The sequence below is a fragment of the Dolichospermum sp. UHCC 0406 genome, assembly GCF_009712025.1.
Lineage (GTDB): Bacteria > Cyanobacteriota > Cyanobacteriia > Cyanobacteriales > Nostocaceae > Dolichospermum > Dolichospermum lemmermannii.
In genome coordinates this window covers 51,696-71,251 of sequence record NZ_VILA01000004.1, presented here as the reverse complement: position 1 = coordinate 71,251, position 19,556 = coordinate 51,696, and the positions used below count along the sequence as shown (strand labels likewise).

Below are 19,556 nucleotides of genomic sequence, written 5' to 3'. Positions count from 1 at the left end.
ATACACAGATTGGTGAGCGATCGCAATTTAATTTTAGGCGGTATTCACATTCCCCATGAACTCGGCTTGTTAGGACACAGTGATGCTGATGTTCTTACCCATGCCATTATGGACGCGATGTTAGGAGCATTATCTTTAGGGGATATTGGTCATTATTTTCCCCCTACAGATCCAAAATGGAAAGGGGCTGATAGTCTTGTACTATTAGATCAAGTACATCAATTAATTCGTGACCAAGGTTGGAAAATTGGCAATATTGATTCTGTCGTTGTGGCTGAACGTCCCAAATTAAAACCCCATATTTCTAAAATGCGGGATAAATTAGCCGCAGTTTTAGAAGTAGAACCAAATCAAATTGGTGTCAAAGCTACAACTAATGAAAAACTTGGACCAACGGGAAGAGAAGAAGGGATTTGTGCTTATGCTGTAGTTTTGTTGGTGGCAGAGGACAATTAAAAATATGAACTTTATTAACTTTGCAGATCAGAAACAATATCGCCCTGATATTATGTTTACTAATAAAGATGATCAAATTATTTTATTAGTGGAAATCAAAGCTAAAAAACTAACAACAAGCTCGAAAGAAAATGCTATTTCTCAATTAAATAAATATTTACAGAATATCAGACTAGATATTTTGTTTGCTATGTTAGTTGATTTAGAAAAAATTAATATTTTTGCAGTTACAGATGATAAAAATATCCAAAATACACTTTTATCATTAAAAACTAATGACATACTAAGCAACTACGATCCAGAATTTAGCGAAAAAATGATCTTTGATTTTCATTTAGAAACACTTGTTAAATCTTGGCTGAGAGATTTATCATATCATTGGCATTCAGATACACCACCAGCATATAATCAATTAGCAAAAATTGGCTTATTACCATTATTAGAAGGTGGACATATTTATATTGAAGGAAATTTAGGTGCGGATACTTTATATTGAAACTAATTTTTTAATGGCAATTGCTAAAGGAAGAGACTTAGAAGCAGAAGAGTTACTGCGTAATCTACCATCGTCACTTCGTATAGCTATACCAGCTATTTGTTATCTCGAAGCTATTAATACATACAGAATAGATAAACAAAGTCAATTGAAATTCCGAGCAGAAATGGATAAACAGATTAATGAAGCAATGCGTGATAAAACTTCTAGTCATGCAAAAAATTTTTTATCACTTTTGGAAAAAGCATCTATTGAAAATACATACCTATTAAGTGATATACAAAATCGTTTATCCAAAACTATTAATTTATTAATTGCAAATTCAGAAACTATCAATTTTAATAACACCATAATTCAAGAAATTTCTGAACAGATTTTTATAGAAACAGAATCATTGCTAATCAAGAATGATCTCATGGATAACTTAATATTACAGTGTATTCTCAGTCATGCAAATCAGCATCCTACAGACGAGAAAATATTCATAAATGGTAACACTAAAGATTTTGGTAAACCAGAAGTAGAAAATATTTTAAATAATGCTGGAATAAAATACTTTAGTAATACTAAAAACTTTTTAGGTTGGCTACAGTCTCAATAATCATAAGTCCATTTTTGGTAATAAATTATGACATTAACAGAAAAATTATTCAATCTTACGAAACGCTTTTTCTTATTAATCACAATTATTGCTTTTACAGCAACAACAATTACCGCTTGTAACCCAATTCAATTAAAAACCAATGCGGCTCAAGTTTCGCAATTAGTCAGAAGTATTCTGAATGATCCAAAAACATTTAATGCGGCACTTGGTTCTGAATCACCAAATATTTTTGATCTTACTTATGAAGGATTATTAACGCAAAATCCTATTAACGGTAAAATAGAAGGAGCATTAGCTCAATCATGGGAAATATCACCTGATAAAACCAAAATTGCCTTTACCATGCGTGAGGGTTTAAAATGGTCAGACGGACAACCATTAACAGTTGATGATGTCGTATTTACCTACAATGATATTTATTTAAATGAAAAAATTCCCACAGATACTAGAGATGTTTTGAGAATTGGTAAAGATCGCAAATTACCAACTGTGAAAAAAATAGATAATAAAAGAGTAGAATTTAGTGTACCTGAACCATTTAGACCTTTTTTGCTAAATACAAGGGCATCTATTTTACCTGCTCATATTTTAGAAAAATCAGTGAAAACAAAAGATAAAGATAGTAAACTGGAATTTTTGAGTAAATGGAGTGTTGATACTCCCCCAGAAGAAATTATTGTTAATGGACCTTATAAAATTGAAAGATATGATACAAGTCAACGGATAATTTTTCGCCGTAATCCCTATTATTGGCGTAAAGATGCTCAAGGTAAATCACAACCTTATATTGAACGGATAATTTGGCAAATTGTGGAATCAACAGATGCTTCTTTACTCCAATTTCGTTCCGGTGATTTAGATTCTATTAGTGTTTCCCCTGATTATTTTTCGCTGTTAAAAGTTCAGGAAAAACAAGGAAATTTTACAATATATAATGGTGGTCAAAGTTCTAGCACTTTATTTCTTTCTTTCAACTTAAATAAAGGGAAAAGAAATAATAAACCATTAGTTGATCCTATTAAATCTCAATGGTTTAATAATGTCCAATTTCGCCAAGCGGTAGCTTATGCTATTGATAGACAAACCATGTTAAATAATACTTTTCGTGGTTTGGGTACTTTCCAAAATTCTTCTATTTCTGTTCTAAGTCCTTATTTTTTATCACCAGAAAAGGGACTAAAAGTTTATAAATATAATCCTGATAAAGCGAAGGAATTACTAATAAAAGCAGGATTCAAATATAATGACAAAAATCTTTTAGTGGATAATCAAGGTAACGAAGTCAGATTTAGTTTACTCACCAATGCTGGTAATAAAATTCGGGAATCAATGGGTTCGCAAATTAAACAAGATTTGAGTAAAATTGGCATTCAAGTTGATTTTACTCCCTTGGCATGGAATACTTTTATAGGTAAGATATCTAATACTTTAGATTGGGAGGCTGGTTTATTAGGTTTAATTGATGGATTAGAACCTAATGATGGTGCTAATGTTTGGTCACCTGACGGGGGATTACATATGTTTAATCAAAAACCCCAATCTGGACAAAAGCCCATAGAAGGGAGAGAAGTTGCACCTTGGGAAGTGAAAATTAATGAACTTTATATTCAGGGCGCACAGGAATTTGATGAGGTGAAAGTCAAGGAAATTTATGGGGAAAGTCAACAATTAACACAGGAGTATTTACCTTTTATTTATTTGGTAAATTCCTCTGCTATGTCAGCAATTAGAAATCGTTTTGAAGGTATCCAATTTTCTGTCCTTGGTGGTGCTTTTTGGAATATTCATGAAATTAAAGTTACGAAATAGGTAATAGTGAAGAAATTCTTACTAATTACCAATCACCAAAAACTTTCTAGGTTGGCTAGAGTCTAAATCATTCTCATATTAATATCTGGTAATAAACTATGACATTACAAAAAATACTCCATTCCACAAAACGCTTTTTCTTATTAATCACAATCATTGCTTTCACAGCAATGACAATTACCGCTTGTAACCCAACTAAATTAAAAACCAATGCGGCTCAAATACCCCAATTAGTAACGAGTATTCTCAGTGATCCAAAAACATTTAATGCTGCGCTAAGTTCCGAATCACCAAATATTTTCGGTTACACTTATGAAGGATTATTAACTCAAAATCCTATTGACGGAAAAATAGAAGGTGTGTTAGCCCAATCATGGGAAATATCACCAGATAAAACCAAAATTACCTTTACCATGCGCGAAGGTTTAAAATGGTCAGACGGACAACCATTAACAGTTGATGATGTTGTGTTTACCTATAATGATATTTATTTGAATGAAAATATCCCTACAGATACTAGAGATGTTTTAAGAGTCGGAAAAGATCGCAAATTACCAACTGTCAAAAAAATAGATAATAGAAGAGTAGAATTTAGTGTCCCTGAACCATTTAGACCTTTTTTACTAAATACAGGAGCATCTATTTTACCTGCTCATATTTTAGAAAAATCAGTTAAAACCAAAAATAAAGATGGGAAATTGGAATTTTTAAGTAAATGGGGTGTTGATACTCCTCCCCAAGAACTTATTGTTAATGGACCCTATAAACTGGAAAGATACGATACCAGTCAACGGGTAATTTTTCGCCGTAACCCCTATTATTGGCGTAAAGATGCTCAAGGTAAACCACAACCTTATATTGAACGGATAGTTTGGCAAATTGTGGAATCAACTGATACTTCTCTACTCCAATTTCGCTCTGGAGATTTAGATACTATTGGTGTTTCTCCTGATTATTTTTCTTTGTTAAAAGTCCAGGAAAAACAAGGTAATTTTAGAATATATAATGGTGGTCCGAGTTCTAGCACTTCCTTTATTTCCTTTAACTTAAATAAGGGAAAAAGGAAAAATCAACCATTAGTTGATCCTATTAAATCTAAATGGTTTAATAATGTGCAATTTCGCCAAGCGGTAGCCTATGCTATTGATAGACAAACCATGTTAAATAATACTTTTCGCGGTTTAGGTACACCTCAAAATTCTCCTATTTCTGTCCAAAGTCATTATTTTTTATCACCAGAACAGGGTTTAAAGGTTTATAAATACAATCCTGATAAAGCCAAAGAATTGCTACTAAAAGCGGGATTTAAATATAATGAAAAAAATCTCTTAGTAGATGATCAAGGTAATGAGGTGAGATTTGCATTGTTAACTAATGCTGGTAATAAAATTCGGGAGTCAATGGGTTCGCAAATTAAACAGGATTTAAGTAAAATTGGGATTCAAGTAGATTTTACACCATTGGCTTGGAATACCTTTATAGATAAACTTTCTAATACTTTAGATTGGGATGCTTGTTTAATAGGTTTAACAGGGGGTTTAGAACCAAATGATGGTGCAAATGTCTGGTCGCCTCAAGGGGGATTACATATGTTTAATCAAAAACCTCAAGCTGGACAAAAACCGATTGAAGGTTGGGAAGTTGCTGACTGGGAAAATAAAATTAATGAACTTTATATTCAAGGCGCACAGGAATTTGATGAGGTTAAATTAAAGGAAATTTATGGGGAAAGTCAACAATTAACGCAGGAGTATTTGCCTTTTATTTATTTGGTTAATTCCTATTCTCTCTCAGCAGTGCGAAATCGTTTTGAAGGTATTAAATTTTCTGCGCTTGGTGGTGCTTTTTGGAATATTCATGAAATTAAAATTACGAAGTAGGTAATTCGTCAGGCTTCGCCCCGCTTCGCTAACACGCAGAGGCGCAGAGGCTCAGAGAGTAAGAGTTTGAGCTATTGGTTTCTTATTGGGATATTTCATTTCTGTTGTCCACAAGTTTGACGTTAAATGCGGGTGTTTCTACTATATGAATGGTGGTGGACGCAATGCTTATACTTCCGTTTGTGTTGTCGAATTCGTCAAGAATCCGACTAAAGATGATATCTTTTTTGCCTCGACGTTGTTTGTAGTCCACTATATAACGCAGGGTAAATTCTAGCCAGTTGTCGTTAGCTGTTAGGGTGACAGCAGGTTCAATTTTGGCATCTTCAATTAAATATTTGTGTACCATGTGTTGCCATTGTGCCTTGGCTTGAGGCATATATTCCCCGACAACTTCGTTAGCTACCTGTTGCAGAATTTCTCTGGTTAAAGAGCGATCGCTCCCGTATTTTACTGGTACAGTAATTTCATCCCATACAAAGGGAAAATCTGCCGAATAATTAAATACGGGTTCTTTAAATACAAAACTATTAGCAATTCTCACAATACGACCATTATAAAGATCAGCTTTTACCCAAGCACCGCACTCCATTAAGGTAGTCCGCAAAATACTAATATCTATAACATCTCCCATTATCCCACCCAGTAATACTCTATCTCCTGGTTTGTAATATTGACCTAAGGAAATAGCTACCCAACCAGCAAAACTCCCAATTACTTCTTGTAATGCAAAGGCGACACCAGCACCAATTACCCCAAAAATTACTGTTAGTTTTCCCAGGCTATCACTAAATATCAAAACAATTAATAAAGCCATAATTGCATAGCCAATGAAGGTAATGGCTTTGCGGATATGATAGCGCAAATCACTGTCTTGAACTTGGCGCGGTAAAACTTGAGCTAAAATTCGGAAAACAATGGCAACTATAATAATTCCTGAAGTTACTTCAATCAATTTGACAACTATAGCATCCGCCAGTAAGTTTTGAATTGTCTTTGAAGCATTTTCCACAAGTTACTCCTTATTAAATAAAAAGTTAATTTACATTCATGAATCTGGTGTATTTTTACTGTTATCAGGGTTGAACAGATTATTTAAAGAAGATAGCCGAAATCCTGGTGATTTGTAATCTTGAGGCAAATAATTTTCTGGTATAGTCGTCTGATTACCGTCTCTGACAGCAGAGTAATGGGGAGACAGAATTTCAATTTCTGCTTCATTACATTTATCTTGAATGTTTTGGTGGAGTTCTGAATAAATACTTGCCATGAGTATAGGTTTATTGGTATAAGCATTTAATTCATAGCTGACATAAAAATCATCTAAACTGGTTTGGAATACAAAGGGAACAGGCTCGGCTAAAATATTATTTGTTGCTATTGCTGCATCAATTAAAACTTGATGAACTTTTCGCCAAGGCACATCATACCCCAGTGTGATTGTAGTATTTAATATTAGATAATAATTAGGGTCTTGTGATAGGGAACTATAGTTGATAATTTGGCTAGTTAATACAGTTCCATTAGGAATAGTAATGATCACATTTTTAATGGTACGAATGCGGGTAACTAGCAGGGTTTTTTCTACTATATCACCTATAGCGTCACCAATTTTAATGCGATCGCCCATTTGGAAAGCACGAGTATAAATAAGAATAGTTCCCGCGACAACGTTAGTAATAACAGCCGTTGAACCCAATGAAAATAAAACACCTAAGAATACTGATATACCCTGAAAAGCTGGTGAACCAAATCCTGGTAAATAAGGAAATGCTAAGACTAATGCTAGGGCGACTATAATTAAGAATACCAGTTTATAAGTTGGTTCTGCCCAGTCATTATAAAAGCCGGAAATGGATATATTTCCATTACCCAATTCTGTGAAAATATAGCGAATAAATTTAAGACTGTAGTGGGTAATGAAGAAAATTAATGCTAATGCAAATATATTAGGTAAATAATCGGCAAATGCTAACCAACTTTTATAAATTGCTCCTAGAAAATAACTAATAAGTCTAGAACTTATTTGTTTTGTCCAAGGAAAAAAACTTAAAACTAAAGAAATGTAGATATATAAAATACTAATTACTATAATTATGCAGATAATCTTAACTAGCCTAGTCACAATATTACTGACTCTAGCTGTGGGTAAAAGTTCTATATTTTGAATTCTTAACTCAGGAATTCTAATTCCTCTCCAATTTTGTAATTTAGTAATAATTCTGGGATAAACTTGATTAAACACTTTCAGGAACACGAATAAAATTACTGTTGAAATAAAAGTATAAAATAGCCCCTTCAAAATATTATATAAGCTACGTTCTTTTCTGTATTGATTGATGGCATTTCTAATTATTTCTATACATTTTTCTGCTAGTATTTGTCTTGTTTTATTTACAGCTTTAGCATCTTTGTCTGTGATGGTAAATAATGTTTTATCTCCTATCACAATATTAGTTGTATCTGAATCTTTTACAACTCGCAATTTATCCATAGATATTAATGGATCATTAGCAATTTTTTCTAGTCTATTGGTGACAGCTTGCGCTCGCTCTTGGTGAGAAAATGAACCGACATTTTTCTGAATTACAAATAGTGTTGTATTTCCTAATAACACAGGAGTTCCATCTATTTTATTCACAATTTCTGAATTTTGGGCAACAGGTATAGCTTTATCTTGAATAGTTACGGTTTTATCTTGAGAATAACCCATAGATATGTTGATTATAAAAATACAACATATCAGGCTAATCATGAATTTATTTAAAATATTTAGATACTTGTTTTTATTGGTGTATTTGTTCATGGTTTGATTAAATTTATGGACTTACTTAATCTACTTTTGATATGGTATCATTAAGGTTATAAACATAATCAACCTAAAAGCAAAGGCAATATTTTGAACAAATTTCGTACACAAGAAGCCGTGACAAGTAGGGGTTTAGCTTTTGCTTTACCCTTGCATAAATCAAACCGGATTCCTATAAAATAGATTTATAGTATAAATTGATGTTTGTGTATATCAAGCGCATATCAAGGATAATTATATTCACTTAAAATCTAAAATTGCTGTGACACAACCCGAAAATTTGCGATCGCTCTTAGAATCCGTCGCCAATGGTACAATTAGCCCAGAGATAGCCTTTGACTCCCTCAAAAACTTACAATATGAATCTGTAGGTGAGTTTGCTAAAATAGACAACCATCGTCAATTAAGAACAGGTTTCCCGGAAGTAATTTGGGGACCTGGTAAAACACCGGAACAAATTGCTCAAATTATGGAAGTCATGCGCCACCGCACTTCCGTAGTCATGGCTACCCGCATTGAGCCAAAAGTATATTCTGCATTGCAAAAAAAAGTTAGAGGTATCCAATATTACGAACAAGCCCGAATTTGTGCCATTGTTCCTCCGGTGATTGAAGTCAGATTTCCTGGACAAATCGGGATTCTCTCCGCTGGTACTGCTGATTTAGCCGTCGCCGAAGAAGCCGCTGTCACTGCGGAACTTTCGGGTTTTTCTGTACAGCGTCTTTGGGATGTGGGTGTAGCCGGAATTCACCGTTTATTAAGTAACCGTCACCTGCTAGAATCATCATCAGTATTAATTGTGGTAGCGGGCATGGAAGGGGCTTTACCCAGTGTGGTAGCAGGTTTGACGGATTGTCCAGTGATTGCTGTTCCTACCAGTATTGGTTATGGTGCAAGTTTTTCCGGTTTAGCACCTTTATTAACAATGCTCAATTCTTGCGCTGCTGGTATAGGTGTGGTCAATATAGATAATGGCTTTGGTGCAGCGGTTTTAGCGGGACAAATTTTAAGAACTTCAGAAAAATTACGCTTGGCAGCAGAAAAATATTAAAGTATGACCGTAAAAACTGCGTATAATTACGATATTTATCTCATGGAACACCTTAACGACTCACTATTTCTCATCTTGGGAAATTTGGACTTTCATATCAATTTTACTGTTAGTAATTACACAGACTACTTTATATATGGTCTTGTAAAAGAGACAGACATTTTGGGTCAAATCCAAGGTGCTTGGAATCACTTTGTCAAAACTGGGCAAATTTGGGCGATGGTTATTGGTTTTGTCATTGGCTATATGTTTAAAGGTTTAACCAGTTACAGTTAAATTTATGGTCAGGAACAAGGAATAGAGTTGAAAGTCTTTTGGTATCTGATTTTTTTTGATCAGTATCTGTTTTAAACTACTTGACAACTGCTATATTCTAGGTTTTAGATTTTGGATTAATCATGATTCAAAATCGGCGTTGCTGATTAAGAGTATGATTTTATTGGGCTTCGCCCCGCTTCGCTAACACGCAGAGGTGATCCAGTCTCAGAGAGTAAGAGTTTCATTTTTTTGATTTTTCAATTTCATACCTCAATTCAGCAACGCCCAAAATCAATACCTTGTCCATTTTCTGCTTTGTTGGGTTAAGCGACAGCGCAACCCAAGGCTCATGTTGGGTTTCATGTTTCAACCCAACCTACAAATCAAGGCTTTTTCCAATTTGGACAAGGTATTGAAAATCTAACATCTAAAAATAATTTCTGCCTCTCCCTTCAGATTTATGACCGAAAAACAAACTTGGAGTCAGCGGTTTGAGTCCGCGCTGCATCCGGCGATCGCTCGTTTCAATGCAAGTATCAGTTTTGACATTGAACTCATCGAATATGATATTACAGGTTCTCAAGCCCATGCCAAAATGTTGGCTCATACAGGGATAATTTCCTATACAGAAGGGGAAGCAGTGTTTAACGGTTTAGAACAAGTTCGTCAAGAATATCGTCAAGGGCAATTCCAACCCGGTGTTGATGCCGAAGATGTCCATTTTGCCGTAGAAAAGCGACTTACGGAAATTGTCGGAGATGTAGGTAAAAAACTTCACACCGCCCGTTCTCGCAATGACCAAGTAGGTACAGATACTCGATTATACCTCCGCGATCAAATTCAACAAATTCGCCAGCAATTACGGGACTTTCAGACAGTCTTAGTTGATATAGCCGAAAAAAATGTCGAAACTCTGATTCCTGGCTATACCCACCTACAACGCGCCCAACCAGTAAGTTTAGCGCACCATTTACTGGCATACTTCCAAATGGCACAACGGGATTGGGAACGCTTGGAAGACGTTTGTAAACGAGTGAATATCTCCCCCTTGGGTTGTGGTGCTTTAGCGGGAACAACTTTTCCTATTGACCGCCACTATACAGCCAATTTATTACATTTTGACAATGTTTATGCTAACAGCTTGGACGGAGTGAGCGATCGGGACTTTGCCATAGAATTCCTCTGTGCTGCTAGTATCATCATGGTTCACCTCAGCCGTCTTTCCGAAGAAATAATCCTGTGGGCATCAGAAGAATTTCGCTTCGTCACCCTCAAAGATAGCTGTGCCACAGGTTCTAGCATTATGCCCCAAAAGAAAAACCCCGACGTACCCGAATTAGTGCGCGGCAAAACCGGGCGAGTATTTGGTCATCTGCAAGCCATGTTAGTAATTATGAAGGGTTTACCCCTGGCTTATAACAAAGACCTCCAAGAAGACAAAGAAGGCATATTTGACAGCGTGAACACAGTCAAAGCCTGTTTAGAAGCAATGACAATTTTACTGCAAGAAGGTTTAGAATTTCGTTATCAGCGATTAGCAACAGCAGTTACAGAAGACTTTGCTAACGCTACCGATGTCGCAGATTATCTGGCAGCGCGGGGTGTACCCTTCCGCGAAGCTTATAACATTGTGGGCAAAGTCGTCAAAACCAGTATTGCCGCTGGTAAACTACTCAAAGATTTGCAGCTAGAAGAATGGCAACAAATCCATCCCGCATTTGCTGCTGATATTTATGAAGCCATAACCCCACGTCAAGTAGTTGCAGCCCGCAACAGCTACGGAGGCACAGGCTTTGTCCAAGTTAGACAAGCTCTTCTCAACGCCCGGACTCAACTCATTGTGAAATAATTTCTAAGTTAGGAAACAGGGAACAGGGAACAGGGGAGAAATTCAATTCTTTCTTCCAACTGACAACTGACAACTGTACGGGCGAAGCATTTGGAGAACTATTTTTGGCAATGACCGATAATTTATCTTCCAACTGACAACTGACAACTGTACGGGCGAAGCATTTGGAGAAGTATTTTTGGCAATGACCGATAATTTATCTTCCAACTGACAACTGACAACTGTACGGGCGAAGCATTTGGAGAACTATTTTTGGCAATGACCGATAATTTATCTTCCAAATGCTTCGCCCCTACTGACCACTGACAACAAATAAGGGTGTACTCGTGTACACCCTAAAAATTCAGAATATGAAAGAGTAAAATTTAACCAGACGTACTAATCAGCAGCGTCCATTGCTGCTGCGCCTGTGTCTTCCTCTTCACTCTTGGGCGGTCTTTGTTGGAATCTTCTGCCCATTCTACCTGTGGTGGTACGTTTACGAAACTTTCTGGCGTAGGCCTGGTTTCGTAGCGCCTTTTCTTTTTTCGGGTTACGGCGCTTTGCCATATTCACCTCATTAATAAACAACAAAAAATTGGCATCTAGGCATTACTTAGGCCATATTAGCTACCGATATTATTGATATACTTTTTTAGCCTAGTGCAGCAATCAATACACTTTAAATAGCATACCATTATATCGCACTAAAAAGTCTAATGTCAACCAGAATTTAGCGATCGCAAACTCCTAGGGGCGTAAGGACTGCGCCATCATATCATCAGGGTGAGGAGGAAAATTCTATTTTAACAACCCAATTAAATTTAATTTTTTATACTTAAATAATAAAGAATTCGACAGCGATGCCTACTAGCAAGGCATCGCGGATTTTAGATTTGCGATTCATCTGTAATCTAAAATCTAAAATCCAACCAGCGATTTAATGGTTTACGGCTGCTGCTTCCCGTGCTGCTGCTGCTTGATCTGGGTGAATACCCAAGCGTGTGAGGTTAATTCGTCCCTTATTGTCAATTTCTCGCACTTTGACAATCACCTCATCACCAACAGCTACTTCATCTTCAACCTTGCCAACGCGATAGTCAGCAAGCTGAGAAATGTGAATCATGCCTTCTTTACCGGGCAAGAACTCCACAAAAGCACCAATGGGTATAACTCGTGTCACACGACCGATGTAAACGTCCCCTTCATGGAGTTTACGAGTCATGCCTTGAACGATATTCCGCGCTCTCTTAGCTCGGTTTTCATCAACTGCGGAAATGGTGACAGTACCATCATCTTGGATGTCAATTTTTGCACCAGTTTCTTCAGTGATCCCCTTGATGGTTTTCCCTCCAGGTCCAATGACTAGACCAATCATGTCAGGATCAATCTTGATGGTCAACAGACGTGGGGCATAGGGTGAAGTTTCTTCCCTGTGTGTGTCAATAGTCTGGAGCATTTTTTCCAGAATATGTAACCGGGCAGGTTTGGCTTGGTTGACAGCTTGGGCAATTACCTCTAAAGGCAACCCAGATATTTTCATATCCATTTGCAAAGCGGTAATCCCAGTATCTGTACCGGCAACTTTGAAGTCCATATCACCTAAAAAGTCTTCAATGCCTTGAATGTCGGTAAGGATTCGCACTTCGTCCCCTTCCTTAATCAAGCCCATTGCCGCACCACTCACAGGTTTAGTAATTGGTACACCGGCATCCATGAGGGATAGGCTAGAACCACAAACTGAACCCATTGAAGTCGAACCATTGGAAGAAAGAACTTCTGATACTACGCGAATTACGTAGGGAAATTTTTCCTTGGATGGTAGTACAGGTAATAATGCCCGTTCTGCTAATGCACCATGTCCGATTTCTCGTCTCCCAGGGGCGCGTAATGGTTTGGTTTCGCCGACGGAGAAGGGAGGGAAGTTATAGTGATGCAGGTAACGTTTGGTTTGTTCTAGTTGCAAGTCATCGTTGAGGTTTTGGGCATCTCCGGGAGTCCCAAGGGTACACATTGATAGTACCTGAGTCAGTCCCCGATTGAATAAACCGCTACCATGAACTCGTTTGGGTATTATGCCAACTCGACAAGATATAGGGCGGACTTCATCAAGTTTGCGACCATCTACGCGGACATTATCTTCGACAATTTGACGGCGCATGAAGTATTTAGTAATACTTTTGAATGTATTGCCAAGAGCTTTAGAGTTTGCTGTAGCAGCAATGCGAATGGGGTCTTCTTCTGGTAAAGCTTTGATTTCATCAGCAATACTATCTTCAACTGCGTCCAAAGCAATATCACGATCAGTTTTAGTTAACTCAAATTGCGCTAAGATTTTTTTAATCTCATTACTAGCGCGATCGCGGATATAGTTTTCTAATGTCTGATCTGGTTCTGGTGGTGCTTCTTGCACCAGTTTTAGACCTAATTCATCCAGTAAATCTAACTGGGCCTGAATTAAATCCCGAACTGCTTCGTAGCCAAAATCAATCGCTTCAATAATATCTCGCTCTGGCAATTGATTTGCACCCGCTTCCACCATGATTACCCCATCTGGTGAACCGGCGACGACTAAATCCAAATCTCCCGCTGCAATTTCTGCATAGGTAGGGTTAATAATAAAATCATCCCCCACTAAGCCTACTCGCACTGCGGCCATGGGTCCATTAAAAGGAATTTGGGCAATGAGGGTAGCAATTGAAGCACCTGTTACTGCTAACACATCAGGAGGGACTTGCTCATCCATTGACATGGTTATTGCCATAACTTGCAAGTCATCCCGCAACCATGAAGGGAATAAAGGACGGAGTGGACGGTCAATCAGCCGACTGGTAAGAATTGACTTTTCCGGTGGACGACCTTCTCGGCGCATAATTCCCCCAGGAATTCTTCCCGCTGCGTACAATCTTTCTTCGTAATCTACGGTCAGTGGCAAAAAATCAATGCCTTCCCGCGCTGCTGACCTTGTAGCCGTTACTAAAACAGTTGTATCTCCTGATTGTATCAAAACCGACCCACCTGCTTGGGGGGCTAGTAGGCCAACCGTCAGTCGAATATCCCGTCCATCAAAGGATATTGACTTTTCAAATTCTGCCATTCAGTTTTTTTTCCTTCTCTTACGCGATTCTCACTCTGTGGCAATCCTAACATTTATGCAGTCTAGACGGCTTCTGTAATGAACAAACATCAAACAAAATTTTCTCTGTTAGCTGTACAATAGGCTTCATATCTGGGTTTGTTGTCTCAGTTCTATTTTTGCTGAACGATTTCATAATATTTTATCAATCAATTAAGATGTAATTAACTGTATGGTAATTTCCCCTGTCATTAAAAAGGAATTTTCGGAATTGAATAATTAAATATTTTTGTCAGAATCAGGATATCCAGGATTTAAGGATGTACAGGATTTTTGTTTGGATTTGGATTTTCGGAATTGAATAATTAAATATTTTTGTCTGAATCAGGATATCCAGGATTTAAGGATGTACAGGATCTTTGTTTGGATTTGGATTTTCGGAATTGAATAATTAAATATTTTTGTCTGAATCAGGATATCCAGGATTTAAGGATGTACAGGATTTTTGTTGGGATTTAGATTTTTATGATTGGCAGATTCGCAGAGTATGGAATTGCTGAATAAAATATTTGATGGTGAAAGTAATGTAATCCTATTCATGCTGATTCAGATATTTTTATCGTCATTCACAGAATTTTCATATCCACAGAATTTGGTGATTATCAAAAATATTTAATCTCTTCATCCTGACAATCCTTTAATCGGTGGATATCCTGATTCAGACATTTTCATCATTGGTTTATTAAAGCTGTTGTTGGGTTGCGCTGTCGCTTAACCCAACCTACATTAAATTGTATCAGGATCTATATTTAACTCCCGCAGTTTTGCTGCTAAACGTTCTGATTTTTTCGCTTCTTTTTCTGCGGTTTCTTCAGGTGTGGGAACTAGCTCTCCTGCTGGTGTAAAATACCGTAATAGTCCTTGATAAATTCCTAAATATAAACCTAGCTGACGACTCCACAAATGTCCTTGCTGATTTTGTTCTAAAGGTTGATATTCTCCGTCTACTAAATGAAAACCTGCAAATTCTAATGTATAAGGGTCGAACCAAAAATAATCTGGTGTGCGGAAGGTATTTTGATAAAGTTCTTTTTTATATTCTCTATCTGTATTAGCTGTAGTTGGTGAGAGAATTTCTAAAATGAAATTAGGATATTTACCATCTTCTTCCCACACCACCCAACTTTTGCGAGTTTTGCGTTCTGTTCCTAAGACGACAAAGAAATCTGGACCTCGGAAATATTCAGATTTTTTCTGATTAGGACTATAGTAAATGGTGAGATTTCCCGCAGCATAGAAATCATTTCTATCTTTCCATAACCATTCTAGACATTTGAAAAGTAGAATTATTTGTCTTAGATGTAGTTCTGTTTCCACGGTCGGTTCATCACTATATAAATCACTTGGGGGAAATATTACATCTTGGGAGATGTTTTCTTTACATTCTAATTCTTGAGTAATCATCATGATGTGATACCAAGTAGTTATTTGTTGATTATAGCATTATGTAGGTTGGGTTGAGAAAACCCAACATTATATTATTAGGACTTACGCAAGATTCATGGAATAACGAACCACAGAGGCACAGAGGTCACGGAGAAATGAGGATTTGAGAGATATTTTGCGTAGGTCCTGATTATTTTTTTGTTGGGTTGCGCTGTTGCTTAACCCAACCTACATGACTAAGCAGATTTTTGATTACTGCTACTTTCGATATGACGACGTAAAAGTTGATTAATAGCTGTTTGATAGTCTTTATTTTGGGTTTTAAACCAAGCTATGATATCAGGTTCTAATTGAATAATATTTTTGGCTTGTGCTGCGGGAATTTGCAAAGTTGCTTTTTCAAAAAACTCATCAGTTAATGGCGGAATATCAGAATAGTCAATGTCCTCATCTGACATTGAATTTAATGCTTGCCAATTAGTCCGTGAGATATTGTTCAAATTTTTTTCGTTCATAACGATTTGCCTTTCGTGCTGAAATAATTCTAATTACATTGCCTTGTTTTTCTGTCCAAACAACTACAGCGACTCCATTTCCTAAAAAACCAATACCAAACCATCTTTCCTCACCATAGTCAAAACGTTCATCTTCCTCAATCAACATTGGACTGTCAAAAATTTTATAAACATCTTGAAAGTCAATCTGATGTTTACGGATATTTTCTAAATTTTTCGCTTCGTCCCACTCAAACTGCATCTCTGATAGTTCAAATCATTTCTTAATTATAAGATATAGCTATCCTATTTAGCCAAAATCATTCATCCTGTAAATCCTTTAATACTGGATATCATCTCGACTTACTTCGGCAAGCTCAGTACAAGTCGCTCGATAACCACCTGATTCTGATATTTTTATTATATCTTTTGTTGGGTTGCGCTGTTGCTTAACCCAACCTACATTACTACTTTAAAGGATTCCGAATATAACCATACTTGCGTCCCATTTTGACTGGTTTTAATCCTTCTTTTAATCCTTCTTTTAAGGATTCTGCTTCTTTAAACTTGGCTTTACGCTCGTCAGACTTGGCTTCAAGCTCGTCTTTTGTCTCAAATTCTGGTGGAACAACAATTTTACCTGTTTTATCTATATAGCCCCATTTACCACCAATCTCAACACCTGCTAAACCTTCGTGAAAGTTCCCAACTTCATTAAATTGAAGTGGAATCACAATTTTACCTGTTTTATCTATATAGCCCCATTTATCATCAATGTTGACACTTGCTAAACCTTCGTGAAAGTTCCCAATATCTTTTTTATCATCATCATCATAATAACTATCAAATCGAGGTGGAATAACAATTTTACCTGTTTTATCTATATAGACTATTTTACCTATATAGATACCACTATAATCAGATTTATAAGGAATTTCAACCTTAGCTAACCCCTCATAAAATTCAGAAGCTTTTTCAAATTGGGGTGGAATAACAGTATTACCTGTTTTATCTACATAGCCATATTCAGCACCAACTTTAGCTGGTCTTAATTTAATAGAATCAGCTTCTTCATATTTGAATGGAACAACAACTTTACCAGTTTTGTCTATATAGCCATATTCATCACCAATTTTGACCTTAGCTAACCCTTTCTGAAAATAACCAGCTTCATCAAATTTCGGAGCAATCACTAAATAAGAATTGAGCGCAAAAATAATACTGGAAAATATAGACACAAAAGGAATGAATAATCCAATTCCTAGTCCAAACCGTACTAATTTAATGCTCTGTTGTTTTTGGCTTTGCAATAGCATAGATTCACCTTTTAATTTTCAATTAACGTAATTTAATACAAATTGAGCTTAATTTTTTATGGCTTAATTAAAGATTTCTCAGACTGGCGATATTTAGCAATTAATTGACGGTGGCTAATTGGTGAATAAAGTAACATAGCAAGTGTGGGTAAACTTGTTCCAGTTAGTGCTAACAAAATCAATGGATTTAGAAAGCCGACTATTATACCAATTCCTGCACTAGCCCCAAACCCCGTTACCAGTAGTAACAGTCTACCCATAACCGAATCTTCAGCTAAGTCTACAGCCACAAAATTCACAACCCGATATAAAACCCAATATACAACCCAACACACACCCCAAGTGACAACACCTGCTATAGCTAAAAGTATAGCCTCCTTGAAAACGAAATCGACAACCGGACCAACTAGATCAAAACCACTATGTTTAACTGTAAGGTCAAGTAGACCTTCAACCACAGTCCCAACCGCAAGCCCAACCGCAGCCCCACCTACAGATACGGCTATAGCCAAACTTACATATTCACCCACAACTTGACCCACAGTCTGACGTATATACGAAGGATACGAAGTTTCTTGTGTATTTACTACTTTAGTAAAACTCCAAATCACACCCAGAAGTGTAACAACACCCCACACCCCAAGCATAGAGAGTATCCCCTCATATCCCAAATTTTGTAATAACCAAATAGTAACTGGACTTGCAGCATAAGTAATAAACCAACTCATAGCCATAGCCACCGGCCCAGCTATTAAAAATACTTTAATTAATCCTAAATAAGGCAATTTTCTCTTCTCAATCGGTAAAGCCGCCGTTTGCACCTTCACAGTTAAAGTATGACTGGCTGGATAAGCATTACTATGAAGAATTAATTGACGTTTATACTGCTTATCCGCCATTAATTTACTCGTATCCACCTCAACCTGACAACGAATATTATTCCCGCTAAACTTACGAGGTTTAACTGAAATCCAAGCATGAGTATCCGGTGTATGGGGAGGGTCTTGAGGATGAGGTGCTACTTCCCATTTACCTTCTAATAAAGTATCTGGTATAGGATTTTTAATAGTAATAAGCCTACTTAATTTTTCCCCCAGCCTATTCGCTTCAAACTCTAAAACCGTCTCACTAAAATCAACTGCTGGTACACGAATAACATCAAGGGGTTTGAGTGATTCTAAAGCTAATTCTGCATTAGTAAATCGGTCTTTTTGTTTCGGTTGTACCATTTTTTCCAACCAACCGATAAACCGCAAACTTACCTGGGGTAAAAGATGACGAAATTTAATCAAATAAGGATCATCTTCATCTTGTAATTCATCTATTTTTGTTGACTTGATTCCTGTTAATAAACAGATTAAAGTTGCACCCAAAGCATACAAATCTGTAGCGTTTGTTGGCTTAAACATTTGCTCTGGGGGAATAAAACCAGGAGTTCCTTTAAAAACACTACTTCCAGCTACATCATGACTACCAATACGAGCAAAACCAAAGTCAATTAAATAGACATTGATTTGTTCATCTACTAAAATGTTTTCTGGTTTAATATCTCGATGAATTACCGACGGAATCCGATTTTGTAAATATACTAGAATTTCTAAAACCTTAACAGCAATTTGTTTAATTTCTTCTGGTGAAAAACTGCGAGGTTCTGCTAAAGTGGAAGCATTGATATATTGTTGAACTAGACAAAAACCATCATCTGTCGCAAAAGAATTCAAATAACTGGGAATACCAGGATGATCTAATCCTTTGAGTACCTGTATTTCTCGTTCGTGGGCTTCTGAACCAGACCAACTTGAACCCGCTTGAGCAAAACAAAACTGTTTAATTACTTCTGGTTGCCCTGTGTTAAGATTTGTTGCTAACCAAGTAATTCTACCACCTTCCCGGTTGCGTCCTAGTTCTCTAGTAACCTCATAGCCTTGTGCTTGGAAATCTGGGTAGCTGCTCATATTTCTAAGAGGGAATAAGTATAATAGTGCATTTTGATTTTACTATAAGTAGAGATTGTTGAAAATCAGACTGTAAAA

At 36.7% G+C, this 19,556-nt stretch carries 19 protein-coding genes; 8 read left to right on the top strand and 11 right to left on the bottom strand.

All coding sequences use genetic code 11. The features are described from left to right. The 5 genes from ispF to FJR09_RS05125 all read left to right on the top strand — a co-directional run. The coding region (gene ispF / locus FJR09_RS05145; RefSeq protein ID WP_256370241.1) for a 2-C-methyl-D-erythritol 2,4-cyclodiphosphate synthase at positions 1–456 on the top strand (456 nt) is incomplete at its 5' end. 4 nt (positions 457–460) lie between these two features. Further along, positions 461–952, top strand: a complete 492-nt coding sequence (locus tag FJR09_RS05140) for a type I restriction enzyme HsdR N-terminal domain-containing protein (protein ID WP_015079842.1) — start codon at positions 461–463, stop codon at positions 950–952. Then, positions 933–1,553, top strand: coding sequence for a PIN domain-containing protein (locus FJR09_RS05135; RefSeq protein WP_015079841.1), 621 nt, complete (start codon positions 933–935; stop codon positions 1,551–1,553). The genes FJR09_RS05140 and FJR09_RS05135 overlap by 20 nt, the downstream gene beginning before the upstream one ends. A 27-nt stretch (positions 1,554–1,580) precedes the next feature. Next, a complete protein-coding gene (locus FJR09_RS05130; protein WP_015079840.1) occupies positions 1,581–3,365 on the top strand; it encodes an ABC transporter substrate-binding protein in 1,785 nt (594 codons plus the stop codon). Between the two features lie 98 nt (positions 3,366–3,463). Next, the gene (locus FJR09_RS05125) at positions 3,464–5,245 is read left to right on the top strand and encodes an ABC transporter substrate-binding protein (RefSeq protein WP_015079839.1); all 1,782 of its coding nucleotides are present in this window, start codon (positions 3,464–3,466) and stop codon (positions 5,243–5,245) included. Between the two features lie 82 nt (positions 5,246–5,327). Here FJR09_RS05125 and FJR09_RS05120 read toward each other — a convergent pair whose 3' ends face one another. Together FJR09_RS05120 and FJR09_RS05115 are read right to left on the bottom strand one after the other, a co-directional pair. Continuing rightward, complete coding sequence (locus FJR09_RS05120) at positions 5,328–6,257, bottom strand: mechanosensitive ion channel family protein (protein WP_015079838.1); 930 nt, start codon at positions 6,255–6,257, stop codon at positions 5,328–5,330. Positions 6,258–6,293: 36 nt separating this feature from the next. After that, positions 6,294–7,958 carry a mechanosensitive ion channel family protein gene (locus tag FJR09_RS05115; protein WP_254433037.1) on the bottom strand — a complete coding sequence of 555 codons (1,665 nt, stop codon included), beginning with the start codon at positions 7,956–7,958 and terminating at the stop codon, positions 6,294–6,296. A gap of 358 nt (positions 7,959–8,316) precedes the next feature. Between FJR09_RS05115 and larB the strand changes: the two genes are divergently transcribed. The 3 genes from larB (at position 8,317) to argH (ending at position 11,212) form a co-directional block, all read left to right on the top strand. Further along, positions 8,317–9,105, top strand: a complete 789-nt coding sequence (gene larB / locus FJR09_RS05110) for a nickel pincer cofactor biosynthesis protein LarB (RefSeq protein WP_015079836.1) — start codon at positions 8,317–8,319, stop codon at positions 9,103–9,105. Between the two features lie 3 nt (positions 9,106–9,108). Beyond that, entirely contained in the window at positions 9,109–9,381 is a 273-nt protein-coding gene (locus tag FJR09_RS05105; RefSeq protein WP_015079835.1) for a hypothetical protein, read from the top strand. 442 nt (positions 9,382–9,823) lie between these two features. Further along, positions 9,824–11,212 (top strand): argininosuccinate lyase, encoded by a 1,389-nt coding sequence (gene argH / locus FJR09_RS05100; protein WP_168653407.1) that lies wholly within the window; start codon positions 9,824–9,826, stop codon positions 11,210–11,212. Here the strand turns inward: argH and FJR09_RS24985 are convergent. The 9 genes from FJR09_RS24985 to FJR09_RS05065 form a co-directional block, all read right to left on the bottom strand. Then, positions 11,199–11,345, bottom strand: coding sequence for a hypothetical protein (locus FJR09_RS24985; RefSeq protein ID WP_168652175.1), 147 nt, complete (start codon positions 11,343–11,345; stop codon positions 11,199–11,201). The two genes, argH and FJR09_RS24985, sit on opposite strands and share 14 nt — an antisense overlap. Continuing rightward, complete coding sequence (locus FJR09_RS24980; protein WP_254433036.1) at positions 11,335–11,493, bottom strand: hypothetical protein; 159 nt, start codon at positions 11,491–11,493, stop codon at positions 11,335–11,337. Before FJR09_RS24980 ends, FJR09_RS24985 begins: the two co-directional genes overlap by 11 nt. A 97-nt stretch (positions 11,494–11,590) precedes the next feature. Beyond that, entirely contained in the window at positions 11,591–11,761 is a 171-nt protein-coding gene (locus FJR09_RS24575; RefSeq protein WP_015079833.1) for a hypothetical protein, read from the bottom strand. Positions 11,762–12,131: 370 nt separating this feature from the next. Continuing rightward, entirely contained in the window at positions 12,132–14,288 is a 2,157-nt protein-coding gene (locus FJR09_RS05090) for a polyribonucleotide nucleotidyltransferase (protein WP_015079832.1), read from the bottom strand. 765 nt (positions 14,289–15,053) lie between these two features. After that, positions 15,054–15,734 (bottom strand): Uma2 family endonuclease, encoded by a 681-nt coding sequence (locus FJR09_RS05085; protein WP_168652696.1) that lies wholly within the window; start codon positions 15,732–15,734, stop codon positions 15,054–15,056. Positions 15,735–15,949: 215 nt separating this feature from the next. Further along, positions 15,950–16,213: a BrnA antitoxin family protein gene (locus tag FJR09_RS05080; protein ID WP_254433035.1), complete on the bottom strand. Its 264-nt coding sequence runs from the start codon at positions 16,211–16,213 to the stop codon at positions 15,950–15,952. Then, entirely contained in the window at positions 16,191–16,469 is a 279-nt protein-coding gene (locus FJR09_RS05075; protein WP_168652698.1) for a BrnT family toxin, read from the bottom strand. The genes FJR09_RS05080 and FJR09_RS05075 overlap by 23 nt, the downstream gene beginning before the upstream one ends. 205 nt (positions 16,470–16,674) lie before the next feature. Further along, positions 16,675–17,523, bottom strand: a complete 849-nt coding sequence (locus tag FJR09_RS05070) for a WG repeat-containing protein (RefSeq protein ID WP_168652699.1) — start codon at positions 17,521–17,523, stop codon at positions 16,675–16,677. A gap of 56 nt (positions 17,524–17,579) precedes the next feature. After that, entirely contained in the window at positions 17,580–19,478 is a 1,899-nt protein-coding gene (locus tag FJR09_RS05065) for a serine/threonine-protein kinase (protein WP_168652700.1), read from the bottom strand. Between the last annotated feature and the right edge of the window lie 78 nt (positions 19,479–19,556).

Bases quoted from the DNA above. Each gene is read 5' to 3' on its own strand.
- FJR09_RS05140 (WP_015079842.1), top strand. From the start codon at position 461: ATGAACTTTATTAACTTTGCAGATCAGAAACAATATCGCCCTGATATT.
- FJR09_RS05115 (WP_254433037.1), bottom strand. From the start codon at position 7,958: ATGGGTTATTCTCAAGATAAAACCGTAACTATTCAAGATAAAGCTATA.
- FJR09_RS05125 (WP_015079839.1), top strand. From the start codon at position 3,464: ATGACATTACAAAAAATACTCCATTCCACAAAACGCTTTTTCTTATTA.
- FJR09_RS05065 (WP_168652700.1), bottom strand. From the start codon at position 19,478: ATGAGCAGCTACCCAGATTTCCAAGCACAAGGCTATGAGGTTACTAGA.
- FJR09_RS05105 (WP_015079835.1), top strand. From the start codon at position 9,109: ATGACCGTAAAAACTGCGTATAATTACGATATTTATCTCATGGAACAC.
- FJR09_RS05085 (WP_168652696.1), bottom strand. From the start codon at position 15,734: ATGATGATTACTCAAGAATTAGAATGTAAAGAAAACATCTCCCAAGAT.
- FJR09_RS05090 (WP_015079832.1), bottom strand. From the start codon at position 14,288: ATGGCAGAATTTGAAAAGTCAATATCCTTTGATGGACGGGATATTCGA.
- FJR09_RS05075 (WP_168652698.1), bottom strand. From the start codon at position 16,469: ATGCAGTTTGAGTGGGACGAAGCGAAAAATTTAGAAAATATCCGTAAA.
- FJR09_RS05070 (WP_168652699.1), bottom strand. From the start codon at position 17,523: ATGCTATTGCAAAGCCAAAAACAACAGAGCATTAAATTAGTACGGTTT.
- argH (WP_168653407.1), top strand. From the start codon at position 9,824: ATGACCGAAAAACAAACTTGGAGTCAGCGGTTTGAGTCCGCGCTGCAT.
- FJR09_RS05130 (WP_015079840.1), top strand. From the start codon at position 1,581: ATGACATTAACAGAAAAATTATTCAATCTTACGAAACGCTTTTTCTTA.
- FJR09_RS24575 (WP_015079833.1), bottom strand. From the start codon at position 11,761: ATGGCAAAGCGCCGTAACCCGAAAAAAGAAAAGGCGCTACGAAACCAG.